Genomic DNA, 18984 nt, shown 5'->3' with positions numbered 1-18984 from the left:
CGCCTCCTCAGGATGAGAATGGGACCCTGCATCCCCGTCATACTCGCGCAGGCGGGTATCCAGGGCTGTAAGCACCAATCGTGCGTGCCGCTCTGGACCCCGGATCAAGTCCGGGGTGACGAAGGTGGCGACATGTGCGCGCCTTAGGATGAGAATGGGACCCTGAATCTCCGTCATACTCGCGCAGGCGGGTATCCAGGGCTACAAGCACCCATCGTGCGTGCCGCTCTGGACCCCGGATCAGGTCCGGGGTGACGATATCCGCAGAATTAGAGGTCGTTTGGATGAGAAGGAATTTGCAGAGAGGGGAAGACGGGGCGGCTCTATTTCCCGACTTTATGCTCAATCGGGGGGATTGATTTAAGGTAAGTTGCGATGGCATTCAAATCTTCGTCGGTCAGGTATTTCAGACCATCGTCAATCGCTTCGGCCATACTGCCCTGAACATTGTCGTAATTGGGTTTCAGGCCTTCTTTGAGCAGATAGGCGATGTCGGTCTCGCTCCAGTCTGCAATGCCGGACTCGGCTGGTGTGATATTGGGGACTTTCTCCCCTTCCGGGCCATCGGCGGTGCCGGCCAGATACAGATCCTGATCCAATCCGCCGGTCAGTGTTCTGGGCGTATGGCATTCACTGCAATGGGCCAGGGCTTCGACCAGATAGCGCCCGCGATTCCAGGCCTCGCTTTGGGCAGGATCATCCGCGATTGGGCCGGATTCAAAATTCAGCACTTTCCAGCCATTCAGCAAGAAACGCCATCCCAGCGGAAAATTCGGTTCCTGAGTTTTGTTTTCCTGTTGCACCGGCGGTTGCGCGAACAGATAGGCCTTGATTGCCAGCATGTCCTCGTCGCGCATCTTGGTATAGCTGCTATAGGGAAAAACGGGATAGAGCAGATGGCCTTCTGGAGATCGTCCTTCCCGCAGGGCGGTGATGAAATCTGCGTCGCTCCAATTCCCAATCCCGGTTTCTGGATCAGGCGTAATGTTCGAGGAATAGAAAGTGCCAAACGGCGTTGGCAGGGCGCGACCACCGGCAAACTGTGCACCGCCGGATTTCTCGTCAGTGTGACAGGCAATACAGCCCGCCGCCCGCACCAGATACTCACCCCGCGCCACACTGTCTTGTGCCGCAGCGGAGGCTGTGGCTGCGATCAACCCAATCAAAGCCACAGCCATCCGCGCAACAAATCGGTTCAATTCTTCAAACAACAGAATGGCCCCGTCTGGTCAGATTACTTTTCAGGTCCACGATAAGGCTTGTGACAGCCACCGCAAGCCTTGCCAACATCACCCAAAGCGGCCCCTATTGCGGCGGGATCGCCACCCTTTGCAGCCTCAACCACTGCAGCGGTCGCCATGGACAGATCGTCGGCGGCCTTGCTGAATCCCGCCCAGTCGGACCAGATTTCAGGCTTGGCGCGGCTTTTGTCGGAAATAAGTTCCTGCGCGAAGAGCAGTTTCACTGTGTGGGACATCGCAGCCAGGCTTTCTGCATGCACGACAGTGCCGGCATCCGGTGCCATCTCACCCTTGGCGACCGCTCCCAATGCTTTCAAATGACCACCGATCGCCTTCATGGCCCCTTCGCGGGTTTCGTGCGCTTCCTCGGCGGATACGGTCATCATATCTGCTGCCGTGACAGATGTATTCACCGCAAAACTCTGGTAGGCGAAAAACGCCATGCCGCCCAAGGCAAGGCCAGCTAGTCCTTTGAAATATTTAGAACGCATAAGTCACAGTCCTTTCCTGTTCCACAGTCTCTTAGAGCGATCATATTCAATCCAAGCGATGCAACCACTAAATAGGAAAAGCCCATTGAGGGCCAATCGCAATATTGTGATCAATGTTGAAGGTGGCCAAGCCTGCCCAAAAGCGCATGCTAGAAAACTTAGGGAGTCCCTGTGATGGTGCAACCCCAGCCCGGCGAAAAGGGGGATCGAAAATAATCCAAGGATCAGAAGATTGTCGCTGCAAGCCATGCGAAGCAATGCCATAAATCGTGTCTGAAACCACAGGCAGTCGTTCAAAAGGTGTTAAGTTCCATGGCAGAGTTTCCGCAGCAGGCAGAGGTGGTCATCATTGGTGGTGGCATTGCCGGATGTTCTATCGCCTATCACCTGACCAAGATCGGTATTACCGATGTCGTGCTTTGTGAGCGCAAGCAGCTGACCTGTGGCACGACCTGGCATGCAGCGGGGCTGGTCGGGCAATTGCGCGCCACCCGCAACATGACCGAACTGGCAAAATACACATCTGAACTGTTTGCCGGGCTTGAAGCGGAAACGGGCCAGGCCACGGGCTTTAAACAAAATGGCTCCATTGGCGTTGCAAAGACACAGGCGCGGTTTGAAGAATTCAAACGCGGCGCGTCGATGGGAAAAAGCTTCGGCTTGGAAGTAAATCTTCTGACGGCAGAGGAGATCAGCTCGCTGTATCCTCTTATTGATACGTCAGATGTGGTCGGCGGTGTATTTCTGCCAAAGGATGGACAAACCAATCCCATCGACACGACCCAGGCCTTTGCCAAAGGTGCGCGGATGCGGGGCGCGAAGATCTTTGAACAGACAAAGGTGGAGCGCATTCTGGTTGAAGGCGGGCGCGCCGTTGGTGTTTTGACCGATAAGGGGGAAATTCGGGCTAAAACCGTCGTTCTGACCGGCGGCATGTGGTCCCGCGATTTAGGCGCAGCAATCGGCGTTAATCTGCCGCTTCATGCAGCGGAGCATTTTTATATTGTAACAGAGCCGATGTCCGAGGTTCCCGCAAACCTTCCTGTGCTGCGCATCCCTGATGAATATGCCTATTACAAGGAAGATGCCGGAAAGATATTATTGGGCGCATTCGAACCCAATGCCAAACCCTGGGGCATGGGCGGCATTCCTGACAGTTTTGAATTCGACACGCTGCCGGAAGACATTGAGCATTTCGAGCCGGTGCTGGAATTTGCCATGGAGCGCATGCCGATCTTACAAAAGGCCGGGATTCAATTGTTCTTTAATGGTCCGGAAAGCTTCACGCCGGATGATCGCTATCTGTTGGGTGAAACGCCGGAGGTCAAAGACCTGTTCGTTGCCTGTGGCTTTAATTCCATTGGTATTCAGTCTTCGGGTGGGGTCGGGCGCGTGTTGGCCGATTGGATTCGCGACCGTCATCCGCCAATGGATCTGGCTGATGTTGATGTTCGTCGTATGGCGGCTTTTCAGAACAACAAGACCTATCTAAGGGACCGCACAACGGAAACACTTGGTCTTCTATATGCCATGCACTGGCCAAATTATCAGGTCACCACGTCCCGTGGCATACGCAAGACCCCGTTTCATGATCGCCTGGAAAAGGCCGGGGCTGCCTGGGGGGAGACGGCGGGCTGGGAACGGCCGATGTTTTTTGCCAGTAAGGCGGAAGACCGGGTTTTCGATTATTCCTATGGGCGGCCTGGATGGTTTGATGCCGTTGGCGCAGAATGCCGGGCAACACGGGATGGGGTTGCGCTGTACGACCAGTCCAGCTTTGCCAAGTTCCGGGTCGAAGGGCGGGATTCCTGCGCAGTCTTGAACCACATCTGCGCCAATCAGGTCGATGTGCCGATTGGTAAGATGGTCTATACGCAATGGCTGAACGAGCGCGGCGGGATAGAGGCCGACCTGACCGTCACCCGCCTTTCGGAAACCGCCTATCTGGTTGTTACAGCAGGCGGCGCCCAGGTCCGCGATTTCGCCTGGCTGCAACGTCATATCCCGGAAGATGCCCGATGCGTTGCAATGGATATCACATCCGGTCTGCCGATGCTGGGCCTGATGGGGCCGGGCAGCCGTGCGCTGTTGCAGGCTGCAACCGGGGCGGATTTATCCAATGACGCCTTCCCCTTTGGAACGATGCAACAGCTTGAACTCGGCTATGCAAAGGTTCAGGCCGGGCGCATCACCTATGTTGGGGAATTGGGGTGGGAAATATACATCCCCGCCGAATTTGCCCTGCATGTATATGATCATCTGACACAAATTGGCGCGGATCATGGGCTGACCCATGCGGGATATTTCGCCCTGAATGCCTGTCGCACGGAAAAGGGATTCCGGCATTGGGGGCATGATATTGCAGAAGAGGATTCTCCGCTTCAGGCCGGTCTTGGCTTTGCCGTTGACTGGGATAAGCCTGATTTTATCGGGCGAGATGCCCTGTTGCGGCAGAAGCAGGCGGGCATTCCGGCGCGGCGTCTGGTGCAATTGGTGCTGGACCAGGATGATATCGATGCGCCCATGATGTTTCATGAAGAACCGATCCTGCGGAATGGCAGGATTGTTGGCAGCACGACCAGCGGTGCCTGGGGGCATCGCCTGAACAAGTCCATTGCTATGGGCTATATTACCTGTCCGGACGAAGATGGCGGCCATGTTACAAAAGACTGGATCGCTGCGGGGACATATGAAGTTGAGATTGCTTGGAAACGCTACAAGGCAACCGCCCAGTTAGGTGCACTCTATGACCCAAGGGCAGAGCGTGTGAAGGCTTAACTGATTTGTTCCTTTTAATGCGACCAGGGGATTTCCATGACCGAGACACGGCTTTCAAATGACCCGAACTGGCGTTATCTGTTGCGTGAATACTATGAGCTGTATCGCTTTCTGCCATCGGGCGGCAGCGCGCCGATACGCGCCCATCAACGGGTGGTGCGGGAAGCGATCAGTCGAACGATCCAGGATAATCCAGAGATTAAACTACGGGATCCAAATACAGTGCCAGTGGTACAGCATCTGCGTCGATCACTGGATCAGGGAAAGTCTGAAAAATTTGCGGGTTTAATTCGATCACTGGAAGCCGTCAGCCCGTCTCTGACATGGCAATATGGCTATGAGAAAGTACCAAAAGGGCTGGAGCGTAGCTATGGTTTTACGGAAATAGCAGGGCCAAATGGCCCAGTCATCACCCGGAAGGTGATCCTGGGATTGGTGCTATTTGCCCCTGGATGTACCTATCCCGCCCATGCCCATGATGGCATTTCAGAAAGCTATGTTTGCCTGTCTGGGGCGGTTTCGGAAAACAATCATGGTGTCTTTGCCCCGGGCTCCCTGATCTTCAATCCTCCGAACCATCTCCATCGAATCACTGTTTCGGATCGAAACCCCTCGCTTCTGGCCTGGGCATGGATCGGGGATGAAGAGAAACTTGCCGGGCAGAAGATGGTTTTTAGCAGAAAATCAAAGATCTGACCTTGGGACTCAAGGGTTACGCAGGGCACAGCTAAGCCCTGCGTAGTATTCCGCATAGGCATCCAGATAGGGCCTATGGCCGTCAAAGAACATGATACCTGCCAGACGGTGATATCGCTTCGGGCCAGCATGCTCATGTGCCTGGCTTTCCCATAATTGCTGTATTTGTTGCTTCAGATAGGTTTCATCCTGCCCCGCCAGATAGGGCGTATCCTGCCAGGGGTTACTGCTGTCTTTGCCGCCATGGCATGTAACGCAATGATCGACCCCACGCGGGGGCGCACTCTCAGTCTGTTTGGATGATTGGTCGATACAGGGTAGGTGCTCATAATAGGCCGCGATCTGTCGGATCTGCCAGGGGGAGAGCGTGTTCAAAATTTCTGTCATCACGGGATGATAGCGATGGATCAGGAGCTTCCCGTCCTTATCGTTAATGGTTTCAAGTCGCATATGCATCATGGTCCGCACCAGAAAGGCAGCTTTCTGTCCGGTCAGATTCGGGACGCCGGGTTTAAGGACCGCACCGTCTGATGAATGGCATTGGGCGCATCCATAAGCGGAAACGATTTTTTCCCCAACAGCGGGATTGCCTGTGGTCTGGGTGGTTTGCGCATGGCTTGTATCGCCCCAAAACAGGATCAGACTCATGCAAGCCAGACCTGCTAAGGGCCTGATAAAAGTCCTAACAGTGAATGGAGTTTTGTCTTTTAACATAACGATAATCTTCTCTGCCCGTTTCTATACTCAATTACTAACGCAGAGAATTTGCCGCTGCTTTGATCCAGGGCAACAGAATCGCTTTTCTGCTGCCGGGTTGGTTACATTTTCGCGCGGTCTTGATTTGAAAACAGGGATGTATATCCAGCGCTGAAATCAGGGGGCAGTTCAATCATTCCCGCCTCCAGTCTCGCGAAGCGGGCGGGTTCGCCACGCACCATGCGGTTGCGATGGCGGCTGTCAATCACGGGCGCGGTATAGGCAAAGGCATCTGCCGCTGCGAATTGAATTGTCAGCGTGATACAGGTGTCTTGCGTATTGTTGGCGGGGGATCCATGCACTGTGAGCCCATGATGAGCCAGCACATCACAAGGTTTACATGGCACGACAGTCGCATCCCGCAAGACCTGTGGATCGATATCATGTTCGCAGGTGAACACGTATTTCCCGTCTTTCCAAATACTTAACGGTCCATTCTTGTGACTGCCGGGGACAAAGGCAATGGCACCATTTTCAACGGTCCGTGGCGTCATGGGCAGGCTGATTGCCGCGAGATTACTGTTGGTATGCGGGAAATGCGTCCAATCCTGATGCCATTGCACGATCGCGCTATCGGTGCTGGGAAATTTGAAATTAATTTTCGCGTGATAGAATTTGACCGGGTAGCCCATAAGCTCTGCGACCACATCACCCACCGGTGATTCGAAGATCGCCTCTTCAAAAACCGGATCCAACTCGGTAGGGCTGGAAATGCGTCGCAGGGCAGGATGGGTCGCACTGTGCTCCGGTCCCAGATCGAAATGGCGATCAGATTTGGTCAGGGTTTTGGCCTGATCCATCAGCCCGTAAGTTGCCTTTGTTAGGCGATCCAGCAGATCATTTGACAGGGCCTTGCGGGCCAGAACAAAGCCTTCGCGCCAATATGTGTCAATCTGGTCCTGTGTCAGAACACTTGATGACAGTTGCGCATTAGATGCACCGGTTTGCATGGTTTCTTCCTCCCTAAAATCTGTTTTGGAAAGAAGGCTAACGCAAATTGGTTGATGTGAACAGAAGGTCAATCCCGCGGCAGCGAGGGACCTATTTCGGGTCCAATTCCTGAAACATTTCCGCTGCTTCCTTCGAGCGTCCCTGGGACATCGCGATTCCCGCCGAAAATGCCGTCAGCATCGATCCCACACCAACTTTTGTCGGGGTTGGTTCCGATTTTGTTTTTGACTCTGGTGACTGTGTGAACACCAAGACAAAGATTAAGGGCAGGAAAAACCAAAGCCCACCCGCTATGGCAAAGGCCGCAGCCGGGTTTAATTCCGTCGATAGCCACAGGACTAAAGCGACGGTCGCCAGGGCCAGTCCCACCAGACTGGTTACGGCAACGACGCCCCACAGGGCGCCGTTGCGCAGTTTATTGCGAAAAAGTGCCATGATCAGGCTCATTTAACGCCGGTCCAGGATTTTGCCGGCGACGAGCCCGATACCGAAAGCGATGGCGATTGCGCTCATTGGATTTTCAGCGACTTTCGCATCCGCAACTGTTTTTGCGGCGGTAAGTCTTTCGCCAGCTTGATGAGATGCAGCAGAAAGGCGTTCTTTCAACTGTTCAGTTCTTGATTCAGAACTATCGCCAAAATGATTCAGCAGTTGCTTCATGTCATTTCGTAAATTGTTCAAGTCCGCGCGAAGTTCTTCAATATCAGCGGCACTATTTTCTTTTGCAGTAGCCATTAGGTTTTTCTCCTAGGTCGGTTGTTAATGCGTTTTACTCTTCACCAGACCTAGGAATGCGACTCGTTTTATTCAACCAGATTTTCATTTTGTTGTATTAGGCGAAAGCGGCTGGTGTCGTTCAGCACGACAGACGCGAACAGGCGAACATCCTTGGATGTGCCCAAAGAACTGAGGCGGACATGCAGCGGGAATCCTGGAGAATCGACAATCTCTGAAAGCTGCCAACGCAACCGCCAACTGCCAACGCTTTCATAGATTGAGCCAATTTGAAGAGGGGCACGGGCCATAGTAAATTTGTTCCTTCTGGTTTCGTCATCGCCACCTGAAATTCCGCTTAACAGGGGGCATAAGTCATATTCTGTTTTGACATGGACTCCGCGTCGATCACGTTCTAACTGCGGCAAAGCCGGGTATTACGTTTCTGGATCGGATAATCCTTTGGTTCAAAATCGTGCCTTCCAGTCCGGGGCTATATTTGAACCGCTGCACTGTTCGTCAGCACGGACAGTAGTGCGCCTTTCCACGGAAATAGGCAACATGGATTGCGGGATAATTTTAACATTCTATGCGGTTTGCACGCTTTGAGTTTTCGGTGCAGCGGTGACACAATTCAGGTACTATCGGATTCTGGGTGAACGCGAGGCATTGATCGTTCACGATTTTGATCTATCCCTAACATGTGTAACCACTGTCACAGTAAATGTAAGGAGAATTCCATGGCTGCATCCAGCGATAATCTACATGCCCCTCGCGAAAGACTGAGCAAGGAAACAATCCATCTTCACCACGCGATTGTATCGCTGATGGAGGAATTGGAAGCGGTAGATTGGTATCGTCAACGGTCTGATGACTGTGATGACGAGGTGTTGAAAGAGATTCTGTTGCATAATATGCGCGAAGAGATGGAGCACGCTGCCATGGTGCTGGAATGGATTCGCCGAAACAGCACCGATTTCGATGGGTTTTTAAAAGAATTCCTGTTCAAGGACGGCCCGATTTCTGATCATTGAGGCGTTTGAACATCTTGCAGAAACAGTGAAACCGGCCACCCCGTTTGGATGGCCGGTTTCTTTATCATCTTAAAAGGGTGATAGATTGCCATCTCTTACATTGGTGGCATGATCACCTTGTCGATGACATGGATAACACCATTGTCGGCCTTCACATCGGCGCTGATGATTTTCGCATCATTCACCATAGGCCCCATATCCAGATCAATGGTCACGTCAGATCCTTCAACCGTTTTGGCCATCATGCCATCTGTCAGGTCTGCCGCCATGACGCTGCCGGGCACAACATGATAGGTCAGGATCTTAACCAGACTTGCCTTGTTTTCCGGCTTTAACAGATCGTCAACAGTCCCAGCGGGCAGGGCGGCAAAGGCCTCATCTGTCGGGGCGAATACGGTCAAGGGACCAGGCCCTTTCAGCGTATCTACCAGACCTGCGGCTGTGGCGGCGGCCAGTAAGGTATTGAAGCTTCCGGCGCTTTTCGCAGTGTCCACAATATCTGCGGCCATGGCCTGGGCTGACAGGCCCAGCGAAAGGACGGCTGCGGTGACGAATTTCGTGATTTTCATTTCAGTAATCCCTTTGTCGTTCATTGAACCCCCAAAGAGATACGCATGTGATTTCCGGTTGGTTTTTTTAAAATAGAGGTATAAAATTATTGTGAACGAGTGATCCAAAAATAATAAGCATCGTAATCACAGACTTTTTTGCAATAATATTAAAAATTGAAGTCCTTATATTTTATAGGGAAAATTTTATAGTTATTTTATATTAAATGTTAAGGGTTTGAAGGTCTCGTTCATAGAATATCAGGTCTTTTGGGGGATTGTCATAATAGGCGTCTCGTCTTTGGAAACCCAGCTGTTTGTACAATGCCTGTGCCTCGCGCATGTGTTCGACCATCGTGTCCAATCGAACGGCGCTATAATTTTGTGATTTTGCATAGCGCAGGACCGTCTTGGTCAATCGACTGCCCAATCGATGTCCGCGATAGCCGGGCCGGACATACAGGCGTTTCATCTCAGCAGTTCCGCCTTCATGGGCGCGCATGGCGACACATCCGGCAATCGACCCATCGACGCGCGCCAGCCACATATTGCCCGCCGGGCGGCTGTAATACCCAGGCAGAGCCTCCAATTCCTGATCAAAGGCCGCAAAACAGATATGGAAGCTTAAGGTTTCAGCATATTCGACAAACAATGTCTTGATGAAGGCGAGATCATCCCCGTCCTCGTTGGCTTCGCGGATATCGACCAATGGCTCAGACATAAATTTCGCCTTTCATATACAGCAAAGCGCGCCCTGAGATGCGGATGCGATCCCCTGCGGCTTCGCAATACAGGGACCCGCCACGGGCCGAAACCTGGCGACAATGCAATTGCATCTTGCCCAGACGCTCGACCCAATAGGGGACGATTGTGCAATGGGCAGAGCCAGTAACCGGATCTTCCGGAATTCCGGCATGGGGCGCGAAGTAACGGGAGGCGACATCACACTCATCGCCCTTGGCGGTGACGATCAGCCCATCGCCTTCCATCCCGGCGATAAAATTCAGGTCAGGAACGACGGCGCGCACCTCTTCTTCATTCATCAGAATGGCCATGTTCTTATGGGCGCGCAAAAATCCGACGGGCTCTATGCCACCCAGGGCGGCTGCCAATCCATCTGGTACCCGTGTTGCCGTGCCGGGGCGACTTGGGAAATCCAACTCAACGCGGTTGCCCTGAGCGGTTGCGGTCAGCACGCCAGACAGAGTCTGAAAACGCACAACATCGCGGTCATAGTCCAGATGATCAAACAAAAGGGCAGCACTGGCCAGGGTGGCGTGACCACACAGGTCCACTTCAATCTCTGGCGTAAACCAGCGCAGGTGAAAATCAGCATTTCTGGTGTCGGCCAACGGGACATAGAAGGCGGTTTCGGAAAGATTGTTTTCCATCGCGATGGCTTGCAGGGTTTCGTCTGGCAGCCAGGTATCCAAAGGCATAACGGCAGCCGGGTTGCCGGTGAAGACACGGTCCGTAAAGGCATCCAATTGATAGATGGGGTAGGTCATTCTGTCTCCTGTCGGCGCGCCGAAAATGTCCGGGCTGTAGTGTGCATCGCGTTTGTCACACGGTCGAGGTCTTCTTGCACCGTCATCCAATTGGAGAATGCCGCGCGAATACCGGTTTTTCCAGCGTAGGCGCCAGGTGTCATGAAAACATCACCGGTTTCGTTCAGCGCTTTCAGAAAGCCCCGGTTCCAGGCATCACCATCTTCTTGCTCAGCAGGTGGAATGGCCCGGAAACACACAACGTTCAGGGTTGTGGGTGCTAACAATTCAAAAGCCGGGCTGGCTTCGATCCAGTCGGCCAAAGATTTAGCCTGCTGGCAATTGCGCCGGACAATATCGCGCACGCCCGCCGCGCCATAGGCCGCCAGTGTCATCCAGATCGGCAGCGCCCGAAACCGTTGGGAGCTTTCCAGCGCGCGATTGACGTAATGGGGCAATCCCTTTCCTTCCACATCCAGATAGGCGGGCAGGGCGCCTGTTGCGCGCTCAATCAGGTCGACGCGCCGGGTGAAGTAAAAACCACTGTCATAGGGCACATTCAGCCATTTATGCGCGTCCACGGTGATCGAATCGGCGCGTTCAATCCCGGATGTGCGATCTGCCAGTTCCGGTACTGTGCGGGCGAACAGTCCGAACGCGCCATCGACATGCAGCCAGGCATTATGCCGCTTACAAATGCTCGACAGGGCTACCAGATCATCAAAAGCGTTTGTCGTGACCGTACCGGCGCTGGCACAGACAATCTTTTGTTCGCCAGAAGGGGCCGCGCTTAGCAGTTTTTCCAACGATGTCGGATCCATGGCCTCGGTCTCTGCCAGCCGGGCCACGGGGCGAATGGCATTCTCTCCCAGGCCAAGATATCGGGTCACTTTGACAAAGCTGGAATGCGGGCAGGCGCTGTAAATTGCAATTGGGGGCGCGCCTGCCATACCGCGTTTGGCGATATCATAGCCGACCTGTTCCCCGGCCCATTCGCGCGCGATCAGCAGGCTGGCAAAATTTGCGCCCGTGGCCCCCGTCGTAAAGGCCCCATCAAAGGCATCGACAGGCAAATTGAACAATTGTTTCAGCCAGTCCAGCGTTTGTACCGCAACGGCGACAGCCGCAGAATCACCGGGAGAGGCCGCATTCTGATCCACCGCAGCGGCCAGCCAGTCCCCGGCCATCGCGGCAGGTGTTGTTCCCCCGGTGACATAACCCAGAAATCGAGGGCCGACGCTGCCCGAAAGATTTGCCCCATGACGGGCCAGAAACTCGCGCAATGCTTCGCTGCTGCCCACACCTTGGGCAGGAAGTTCGATATCAGATACGACATCCCATTTGCGCGCGCCAACGGGGCGGTCGGACAGGCTTTTGTGAAAATCACCTGTTGCCGTGACAACCTGATTCAGCAGTTCTGTTAGATTGGCGTAATCGTCAGACATGCGGGTCATGTTAAATCCTATCGTCAGCATCAACCTCATTCAGAATTCTGGTGTATAGCGTGCGATCTATGTTGCCGCCTGTCAGAATGACGGCAACTTTCCGTCCGGCCTGTTTCTCTCGTTCCTGCCACAGGGCTGCCAGGGGGGCAGCACCGGCCCCTTCAGCAATGTTATGGGTGTCGTGATAATACCAGCGCATGGCTGCTGCGATTTCTGCGTCGCTGACCCGCAAGATGCGGTCTGCGCCGCCAAGGATGATTTCCAGGGCAGCATCCACGGGAACGCGGCAGGCCATGCCATCGGCCAGGGTATCGGCGCTGTTGGTTGATAGGGCGTGACCCGCCTCGAAACTCAGGGCATAGCTGGCGGCCCCTTGGGCGACGACACCGACCACTTTTGTATTCAGGCCCAGGGCATTGCGGGCAGAAATAACGCCGCAAATGCCAGAACCCAGGCCGATTGGCACATAGACTGTTTCCAGATCCGGGGCGGCCTGGAACAGTTCCATGGCATAGCTGCCGACGCCACGGACCAGCAATTCATGGAAGCTGGGCAGCATCTCCAACCCTTCCGCGTGCGCCAGTTCTTGCGCATATTCCGCTGAAGCCTGAAAATCGTGCCCCTTTTCTATCAAGCGTCCGCCCTGCGCGCGCATCGCGGCATTTTTCTCGACGCTGTTACCTTCTGGCACAACGATGGTGCAGGGGGTATTGAAGCGACGACAGGCTGTGGCGATGGATTGTCCATGATTGCCTCGCGTCGCGGTGATCATGCCGCCTTTCTGGCCCCGTGCCGCGCGATCACTGATATAGACCAGGCCGCCACGAATTTTGAAGGCACCGATGGGGGTATGATTTTCGTGCTTTACCCATAGTTCACATCCCAATCTTTCCGCCAACAGGGGCCACACATATTGCGCCGTTCCCGGAAACACGGAATGCACCAGGTCAAATGCTTCGGTCATCTCAGCTTTTGTCGGGGCAATCATCGGAACCTCCTGAATATCGTATCGCAGGGACGGTAACAGAACATTCTGTAAAAGGGCAGTCGGGCGGCCTGCCTTCCGCGCTTCCAGCGGGCCACCCGATGCCGATTCCGGCGAACTCTAGGGGAAAAGTCGCCAGAATGACTTGTTCGCTTCTTTCTGCGCCTGTTGAGCCGTGATGCCGATATCGCGCAACTGATGGGCATCCATCATCAACAATTCGTGGCGCATCCGGCAATGTCGGTTCCAGCGGATCAGAACGGACCAAACAATGCCAAGCACAGACATTTTCCGGTTTCGGCGCATTTTGCCAAATTCTGTGTCAGCCTTGAAATGTGGCGTATCCGTCTGTTGCCCAGAACGCTCCGATCCCGCCGGGAAGGTGCCCGTTGAGAACCTGATCGATCCGGGCGTAAGTTGAATTGTACCCATACAATTTCTCCTTTTCGCCCAGATGAGACGACATTGTCTCGATTAATGTCATAAAGTCTTTTCATTGATACCGTCAAATGATACATTGTCACCATGACAATAAAGCAAGACATTTGGGTTCCTGACCTGAAAGACCATCCCGGCCCGAAATATCGCGCCGTCGCAGATGCCATGATGGGCGATATCAAATCGGGCAGGCTGAAGCCGGGCGACCGTTTGCCGCCACACAGGGATCTGGCCTGGGCCTTGGGTATGACGGTTGGCACCATCACGCGCGCCTATCAGGAAGTGGAAAGCTTTGGCTTTGTCGCCGGCGAAGTGGGGCGGGGCACCTTTGTGCGCCCCCCTGCGGAGCATAATCGTGGACGGCATGTGTCGACCTTGCCAGGGGACTGGTACAGTCCTGAGACGGTGAATGCCGAAGATGATTCCATGCCGATTTCCATGCAATTCAACTATCCCCCCGGGAATGTCGGATCGGACGTCTTTCGGTCAGGCTTGTTGGAATTGTCGCAGGACCCCCAGATTGAACGCCTTCTGGGCTATCAACGCCCTACCGGGATGCCCCTGCATCTGGACGCTGCCAGAATGTGGCTGAAGTATCGTGGTATATCGGCATCGGATGATGAATTGGTTATTTCGTCTGGGGCCCATAATGCGATTTTGGCCTGTCTGACCACCCTGTGCCGCAGCGGCGGTCGGGTTGCGACCGAAAGCCTTGTTTATCCCGGCCTGCGGGCAATTTCCCGGATGCTGAATTTTGAGCTGGTGCCGGTGGAGCTGGATGAGGAAGGGATGTGCCCCGACTCCTTGCGCGCTGTTTTGGCCATTGGGGGCATTGATGCGGTCTATACCGTGCCAACCCTGCAAAACCCGACCAATGCGACACAGTCGGAGGAACGGCGGGATGCTTTGGCGGCGGTGCTGAGAGAATTCGACACACCGATGGTAGAGGATGATCTGTTCGGCCTGTTGCCGCGTCACGCGCCCAGCCCTTTGAGCGCGCGTCTGCCGACATTGGGATATTATGTCACGTCGCTGTCAAAGACGATGGCACCTGGCTTGCGGGTCGGTTTTGTGAAATGCCCGGTAAAGGCCCGGGACCAAGTTGCGGCGGCTGTGCGCGCCAGTACCTGGATGGCGGTGCCGTTGATGGTGGAACTTGCCTCTCGCTGGATTCTGGATGGCACGGCAAAGGCGGTGCTGGATCGTCGGCGGGCGGTGGATCAGACACGCCGGGATATCGCACAACGGCATTTCCAGGGATTGGATTATTCCATGCCGGATGGGGCATTGCATGTCTGGCTGCAATTGCCGGACCCCTGGCATGCCAGCCAGTTTGTTTCCCACGCAAAAGAGGATGGCGTGATCCTGTCTGCGGCGCATTCCTTCTCTATCGGACGTGCCAGGCCCCCTTTTGCGGTCCGGGTCTGTCTGGGCCCCCCCGGCACGGAAGCACGGCTTGAACAGGGTTTGAAAATTCTGCGTCATGTGATTGATGAGCATGACCCGACGGAAGATGCCCGTATCATGTGACGGATTTCCAAAATTCGGGCGCTTTGCCCTTGTCAGAGTACAGTCCAATCCTCACTTATGGCGGCATGATAGATACAACAAATGATGTTGCTGCCGATAAGCAGCCACCGCGTTCCGCCGACAGTATTCTGTCGCGTCTTCCCTTTATCGGTCGCAAAGGACCTGTCGTGGCCGTGATACGCCTGTCCGGTGTGATCGGGCAGGGGGGCGTTGGCCGTCGCGGCTTGACGCTGGAGGCGTTGGAGCGCCCGATTGAGCGCGCCTTTTCGATCAAGCAATGTGCCGCAGTCGTGCTGGAAATCAATTCTCCGGGCGGGTCGCCGGTACAAAGTGACCTGATCGCCGGTCGTATCCGTGACATGGCGGATGAGAAGAAAATCCCGGTCTATGCCTTTTGTGAGGATGCCGCTGCATCCGGGGGCTATTGGCTGGCCTGTGCTGCGGACAAGATTTACGCCATGCCGGGCTCTATTGTCGGGTCAATTGGCGTTGTTTCCTCTGGTTTTGGTTTCGTGGAAGCGATTGCGAAGCTGGGCGTGGAACGCAGGGTGCATACGGCCGGTAAGGAGAAGGCCATTCTGGATCCCTTCCAACCGGAAAAGCCAGAAGACATTACGATCCTGAAACGCATTCAGGCAGATTTGCATGACCAGTTCACCGGTTGGGTGAAACAGCGTCGCGGCGACCGCTTGGATGCCAAGAAGGATCTGTTCACGGGCGCATTCTGGACCGGGCGCGAAGCTAAGGATCTGGGGCTTGTGGACGAATTGGGCAATCGCCGTGCGGTGATGCGGGCGCAATTTGGGGACAAGGTCCGGTTTGTCCAAACCGTGCGACCCAAAAGCCGATTACAACGTCTTCTGGGTATGGAAGCTTCTATCGGTGCGGGGGTTGCGGATGCAGCGCTGGATCGGTTGGAAGATCAGATGCACTGGCAACGGCTGGGCTTGTAAGCCGGGGACAGTGATGGGGCGCGCTGATACTGTCAGGCTTGACCGTCTGGTAAACGCTGCTTAGACAGAACCATGTTCTTAAAAACCGTACTTCTTGTCGTCATTGTCGCCGTGATTTGGTTCGGCTTCCGCCATTTTGAGCGGCGTGACCGCGTTGCAAAGGGAAACCGCCGCACGGGGGAGCGCAGCTTTGGCGAAAGGCTGGCGAAGTCTGTGCGTGAAAAGACCGGCGGCACGTCCAAAGACACGGGCGCGATAGAAGACACCGAACCATGCCCGACCTGTGGGTCATTTGTCTCTGTAACCGGTGTCTCAAATTGCGGAAAGCCCAACTGTCCTTATTAGACAATTGGGCTTTGCATAGTCTCACACTGATTTAAAAAGGCTTATTCCAGGCCTTCCCAGCCGCCGGCATCCGGATCGTCGGTGACCGGCTCCATGATCGGCTGATCCAGCGGCTTGCGACCGGCGCGAATTGCCTTGTCGATTTCCACTGCCAAATCATGCTGAGAGCACAGGCCGATTTCGACGGGGGACCGGGGACGAATGTTTGATGAATTCCAATGGCTGCGATCCCGCACGGCTGCCACGGTGGGCTTTGTCGTGCCGATGAGGCGATTGATCTGGGCGTCTGCCAATTCGGGATGATGCTTCACCAGCCAGGCAATGCCGTCTGGCTTGTCCGCGCGCTTCGATACGGGCGTATAGCGGGGGCCTTTGTGGCGAATAACCGGCTGGGGGATATCGCTTTTGGCGACCTGTAGGCGGGCATCTGGGTCCGCTTCACAGCGCTTCAGTTCTTCTGCATCCAACTGGCCGCTTTGCACCGGGTTGATACCGTGCATGCCAGGTGCGACTTCGCCATCAGCGATCGCTTGCACTTCCAATTCGTGCAGGCCACAGAAATCGCCAATCTGTTCAAAGGTTAAACCGCTGTTATCAATCAGCCAGACCGCAGTGGCCTTGGGCATCAAAAGCTTCACCATATCGTTTGTATGCTCCATGGTCTTTAGACGGCGGGGCCGTGTTATTGCCAAGTCTCGGTAACCTAAGACCGAGAACCAGATACCCCACGCGTGTCAGGAATTCACCGGGCTTATAACAATCGTGCCGCTGTGACGCAAAGGAAATTCCGCGCATTCCCTGAAACGGGGTCTGGGCCCATTTCAATGGTGAAATAGAAACGGGGCAACTCGATTTGAGCTACCCCGTCTCTTAAACCACAGACCTGGCTTTTCAGCAGGTATGCCGATCAATGCGCCTTAAGCGGCGATTGGCTTCATCATCTTCTCAACGACGACGGTGAACTGTGCCTGGATCGGCTCAACGGTTTCGTTGGCAACCTTCAGGCTCATTTCAGAAACCTTGGTGCTTTCAGCAACGAAGGCGTCGAACTGAGAACGGGCCAGATCAGACTGAATTTCAACAACATCATTCAGTGTCTTGGCAGTCATCATCGCCTTGGCGGCGCTGACATTGGATTCAGCCTGGCTTTGGGCGAAGGCGAACAGTGTCTTGCCCAGGTCTTCCATGCCTTTGGTCATCACGTTGCCAGCCTTAACATAGGCATCGACGGCTTCTTTGTTGTAAACGGCAAAGTCGTCATAGCTCTTCAGGGCAGCGTTTGAAGCCTTTTCGACCTGTTCCTTGGTCGCGGCAACGGCCTGTTCAACAGACTGTTTGCCAGCGGCAACAGCATCGTCCATCGGCTTGGTGTCAATGGTCGGGGTGGTTTTCTTAGCGGTCGTCATAATACTCTCCTTCAGGTGTTTCCAGTGGCCAATAGGCCAATCCGGGGATCAACGGGAAGCCCCGGACCCTCCGGCGCTTCTATCGGCAGTGAATCACGCTGTCGTTCAGCGGGATTTGTGCACTGCAACAATTTCTATACACGCTATATGAGAAACATGGTTTAAAAGGTCAAGAGAATTTTTTGTGCACTGCAACATAAATTTTTTAAAATTGGTAATTCTTTGTTAATTAACAGGTGTTTAAATGATTATGAAACTATCCTGACAAGGCTCATTTCCTGATATTTTTGATCACCAGCCTTGTTGGTTTGGCATAGAGTTTCCATTGGACCGATGCGAAAGAGTCAGCGTAATCTAGCCGATTGGCGCGCTCCTGTGATCCAGATTATAAGATGTATAGAACGAGGTTACGATGACATATTGCTTGGCGATTAAAGTACAAGAAGGGTTGGTCTGCCTGGCAGATGGTCGCATAACGGCTGGCACACAGGTCACAACGGCGCGGAAAGTGGAATTCATTGGGCCGCGATCCGCCTCTGTCTTGACCATGACATCTGGTCTGCGGTCCCTGCGCGATAAAACACTGGCCTATCAGAAGCGCGCAATTCGTCGTGATAATGGCAAGGCCTATGCCACAATGCTGGACGCGGTTGAGGCATATTGTGATTGCCTGCGCCAAGTCTATGACGAAGATGCGGAAGACTTGGAGCGGTCAAAGCTGAGTTTCAATCTGCACAGCATTATCGCTGGAAAAATGTCTGAGGATGAAGAGCCAACGGCCTTTATGGTCTATCCAGAGGGCAATTGGATCGAGGTGGATACCCGCACCCCCTATCTTTCAATCGGTGAGACCAGTTACGGAAAGCCTATTCTGGATCGGGCATTGACCAGCAAGACGGATTTGAAAACCGCGACCAATCTGGCCTATCTGTCTTTTGACTCAACCCGGATCAGTGCGGCCGACGTTGGGTTCCCTATCGATTTGATCACCTATGCAAATTCGGACCATATCTGGCGCGAAACCCAGTATGACTATGACGATGTTCTGGAAGTGCGTCGCTGGTGGAACGAAAATTTGCGCCAGATGGCAATCAAAATGCCGGACGGTCCCTGGGCACAGACACTTCTACCACCGGCATCGCTGTCAAACACCCTGACCCTGATCAAAGACGAGGATCGGCGCTAG

At 54.2% G+C, this 18984-nt stretch carries 22 protein-coding genes; 7 read left to right on the top strand and 15 right to left on the bottom strand.

Going from position 1 to position 18984, the window contains the following annotated elements:
* Positions 1 to 323 precede the first annotated feature (323 nt).
* Together ACOSDM_RS14940 and ACOSDM_RS14935 are read right to left on the bottom strand one after the other, a co-directional pair.
* On the bottom strand, positions 324 to 1211 hold the full coding sequence (locus ACOSDM_RS14940) for a c-type cytochrome (protein WP_420725345.1): 888 nt from the start codon (positions 1209 to 1211) through the stop codon (positions 324 to 326).
* Between the two features lie 23 nt (positions 1212 to 1234).
* Positions 1235 to 1732 carry a c-type cytochrome gene (locus tag ACOSDM_RS14935; protein WP_420725344.1) on the bottom strand — a complete coding sequence of 166 codons (498 nt, stop codon included), beginning with the start codon at positions 1730 to 1732 and terminating at the stop codon, positions 1235 to 1237.
* Between the two features lie 312 nt (positions 1733 to 2044).
* Here ACOSDM_RS14935 and ACOSDM_RS14930 point away from each other — a divergent pair, with 312 nt between their 5' ends.
* Positions 2045 to 4510 (top strand): GcvT family protein, encoded by a 2466-nt coding sequence (locus ACOSDM_RS14930; RefSeq protein WP_420725343.1) that lies wholly within the window; start codon positions 2045 to 2047, stop codon positions 4508 to 4510.
* 36 nt (positions 4511 to 4546) lie between these two features.
* Complete coding sequence (locus tag ACOSDM_RS14925; protein ID WP_420725342.1) at positions 4547 to 5206, top strand: dimethylsulfonioproprionate lyase family protein; 660 nt, start codon at positions 4547 to 4549, stop codon at positions 5204 to 5206.
* A 9-nt stretch (positions 5207 to 5215) separates the two neighbouring features.
* Here the strand turns inward: ACOSDM_RS14925 and ACOSDM_RS14920 are convergent, their stop codons facing one another.
* From ACOSDM_RS14920 to ACOSDM_RS14900, 5 genes are all read right to left on the bottom strand, one after another.
* The gene (locus ACOSDM_RS14920; RefSeq protein WP_420725341.1) at positions 5216 to 5854 is read right to left on the bottom strand and encodes a c-type cytochrome; all 639 of its coding nucleotides are present in this window, start codon (positions 5852 to 5854) and stop codon (positions 5216 to 5218) included.
* A gap of 170 nt (positions 5855 to 6024) precedes the next feature.
* A complete protein-coding gene (locus tag ACOSDM_RS14915) occupies positions 6025 to 6912 on the bottom strand; it encodes a phytanoyl-CoA dioxygenase family protein (protein ID WP_420725340.1) in 888 nt (295 codons plus the stop codon).
* 91 nt (positions 6913 to 7003) lie between these two features.
* Complete coding sequence (locus tag ACOSDM_RS14910) at positions 7004 to 7348, bottom strand: hypothetical protein (RefSeq protein ID WP_420725339.1); 345 nt, start codon at positions 7346 to 7348, stop codon at positions 7004 to 7006.
* Between the two features lie 12 nt (positions 7349 to 7360).
* Positions 7361 to 7648 carry a DUF883 family protein gene (locus ACOSDM_RS14905; RefSeq protein WP_420725338.1) on the bottom strand — a complete coding sequence of 96 codons (288 nt, stop codon included), beginning with the start codon at positions 7646 to 7648 and terminating at the stop codon, positions 7361 to 7363.
* A gap of 68 nt (positions 7649 to 7716) precedes the next feature.
* Positions 7717 to 7938, bottom strand: a complete 222-nt coding sequence (locus ACOSDM_RS14900; RefSeq protein WP_420725337.1) for a hypothetical protein — start codon at positions 7936 to 7938, stop codon at positions 7717 to 7719.
* A 429-nt stretch (positions 7939 to 8367) separates the two neighbouring features.
* Here ACOSDM_RS14900 and ACOSDM_RS14895 point away from each other — a divergent pair, with 429 nt between their 5' ends.
* Positions 8368 to 8661 carry a ferritin gene (locus ACOSDM_RS14895; RefSeq protein ID WP_420725336.1) on the top strand — a complete coding sequence of 98 codons (294 nt, stop codon included), beginning with the start codon at positions 8368 to 8370 and terminating at the stop codon, positions 8659 to 8661.
* 95 nt (positions 8662 to 8756) lie between these two features.
* Here ACOSDM_RS14895 and ACOSDM_RS14890 read toward each other — a convergent pair whose 3' ends face one another.
* The 6 genes from ACOSDM_RS14890 to ACOSDM_RS14865 all read right to left on the bottom strand — a co-directional run bounded on the left by ACOSDM_RS14890 (position 8757) and on the right by ACOSDM_RS14865 (position 13558).
* Positions 8757 to 9170 (bottom strand): fasciclin domain-containing protein, encoded by a 414-nt coding sequence (locus ACOSDM_RS14890; protein WP_420725441.1) that lies wholly within the window; start codon positions 9168 to 9170, stop codon positions 8757 to 8759.
* Positions 9171 to 9432: 262 nt separating this feature from the next.
* Positions 9433 to 9930 (bottom strand): GNAT family N-acetyltransferase, encoded by a 498-nt coding sequence (locus tag ACOSDM_RS14885; RefSeq protein WP_420725335.1) that lies wholly within the window; start codon positions 9928 to 9930, stop codon positions 9433 to 9435.
* A complete protein-coding gene (locus ACOSDM_RS14880) occupies positions 9923 to 10717 on the bottom strand; it encodes a PhzF family phenazine biosynthesis protein (protein WP_420725334.1) in 795 nt (264 codons plus the stop codon). Before ACOSDM_RS14880 ends, ACOSDM_RS14885 begins: the two co-directional genes overlap by 8 nt.
* Complete coding sequence (locus tag ACOSDM_RS14875; protein ID WP_420725333.1) at positions 10714 to 12150, bottom strand: pyridoxal phosphate-dependent decarboxylase family protein; 1437 nt, start codon at positions 12148 to 12150, stop codon at positions 10714 to 10716. Before ACOSDM_RS14875 ends, ACOSDM_RS14880 begins: the two co-directional genes overlap by 4 nt.
* A gap of 1 nt (position 12151) precedes the next feature.
* Complete coding sequence (locus tag ACOSDM_RS14870) at positions 12152 to 13129, bottom strand: threonine dehydratase (protein WP_420725332.1); 978 nt, start codon at positions 13127 to 13129, stop codon at positions 12152 to 12154.
* Positions 13130 to 13246: 117 nt separating this feature from the next.
* Positions 13247 to 13558, bottom strand: a complete 312-nt coding sequence (locus tag ACOSDM_RS14865) for a DUF1127 domain-containing protein (protein ID WP_420725331.1) — start codon at positions 13556 to 13558, stop codon at positions 13247 to 13249.
* Between the two features lie 93 nt (positions 13559 to 13651).
* Between ACOSDM_RS14865 and ACOSDM_RS14860 the strand changes: the two genes are divergently transcribed.
* The 3 genes from ACOSDM_RS14860 to ACOSDM_RS14850 all read left to right on the top strand — a co-directional run bounded on the left by ACOSDM_RS14860 (position 13652) and on the right by ACOSDM_RS14850 (position 16392).
* A complete protein-coding gene (locus ACOSDM_RS14860) occupies positions 13652 to 15094 on the top strand; it encodes a PLP-dependent aminotransferase family protein (RefSeq protein WP_420725330.1) in 1443 nt (480 codons plus the stop codon).
* A gap of 65 nt (positions 15095 to 15159) precedes the next feature.
* Positions 15160 to 16047, top strand: coding sequence for a S49 family peptidase (locus ACOSDM_RS14855; protein ID WP_420725329.1), 888 nt, complete (start codon positions 15160 to 15162; stop codon positions 16045 to 16047).
* A 72-nt stretch (positions 16048 to 16119) separates the two neighbouring features.
* Positions 16120 to 16392: a hypothetical protein gene (locus tag ACOSDM_RS14850; RefSeq protein ID WP_420725328.1), complete on the top strand. Its 273-nt coding sequence runs from the start codon at positions 16120 to 16122 to the stop codon at positions 16390 to 16392.
* A gap of 41 nt (positions 16393 to 16433) precedes the next feature.
* Here the strand turns inward: ACOSDM_RS14850 and ACOSDM_RS14845 are convergent, their stop codons facing one another.
* Complete coding sequence (locus ACOSDM_RS14845) at positions 16434 to 17033, bottom strand: DUF1013 domain-containing protein (RefSeq protein WP_420725327.1); 600 nt, start codon at positions 17031 to 17033, stop codon at positions 16434 to 16436.
* A 276-nt stretch (positions 17034 to 17309) separates the two neighbouring features.
* Complete coding sequence (locus tag ACOSDM_RS14840) at positions 17310 to 17798, bottom strand: phasin family protein (RefSeq protein ID WP_420725326.1); 489 nt, start codon at positions 17796 to 17798, stop codon at positions 17310 to 17312.
* Positions 17799 to 18210: 412 nt separating this feature from the next.
* Here ACOSDM_RS14840 and ACOSDM_RS14835 point away from each other — a divergent pair, with 412 nt between their 5' ends.
* Positions 18211 to 18984, top strand: coding sequence for a peptidase (locus tag ACOSDM_RS14835; RefSeq protein ID WP_420725325.1), 774 nt, complete (start codon positions 18211 to 18213; stop codon positions 18982 to 18984).

The organism is Hwanghaeella sp. LZ110, assembly GCF_048892525.1.
GTDB lineage: Bacteria > Pseudomonadota > Alphaproteobacteria > UBA8366 > Aestuariispiraceae > Pacificispira.
This window is presented reverse-complemented; position numbering and strand designations above follow the sequence as displayed.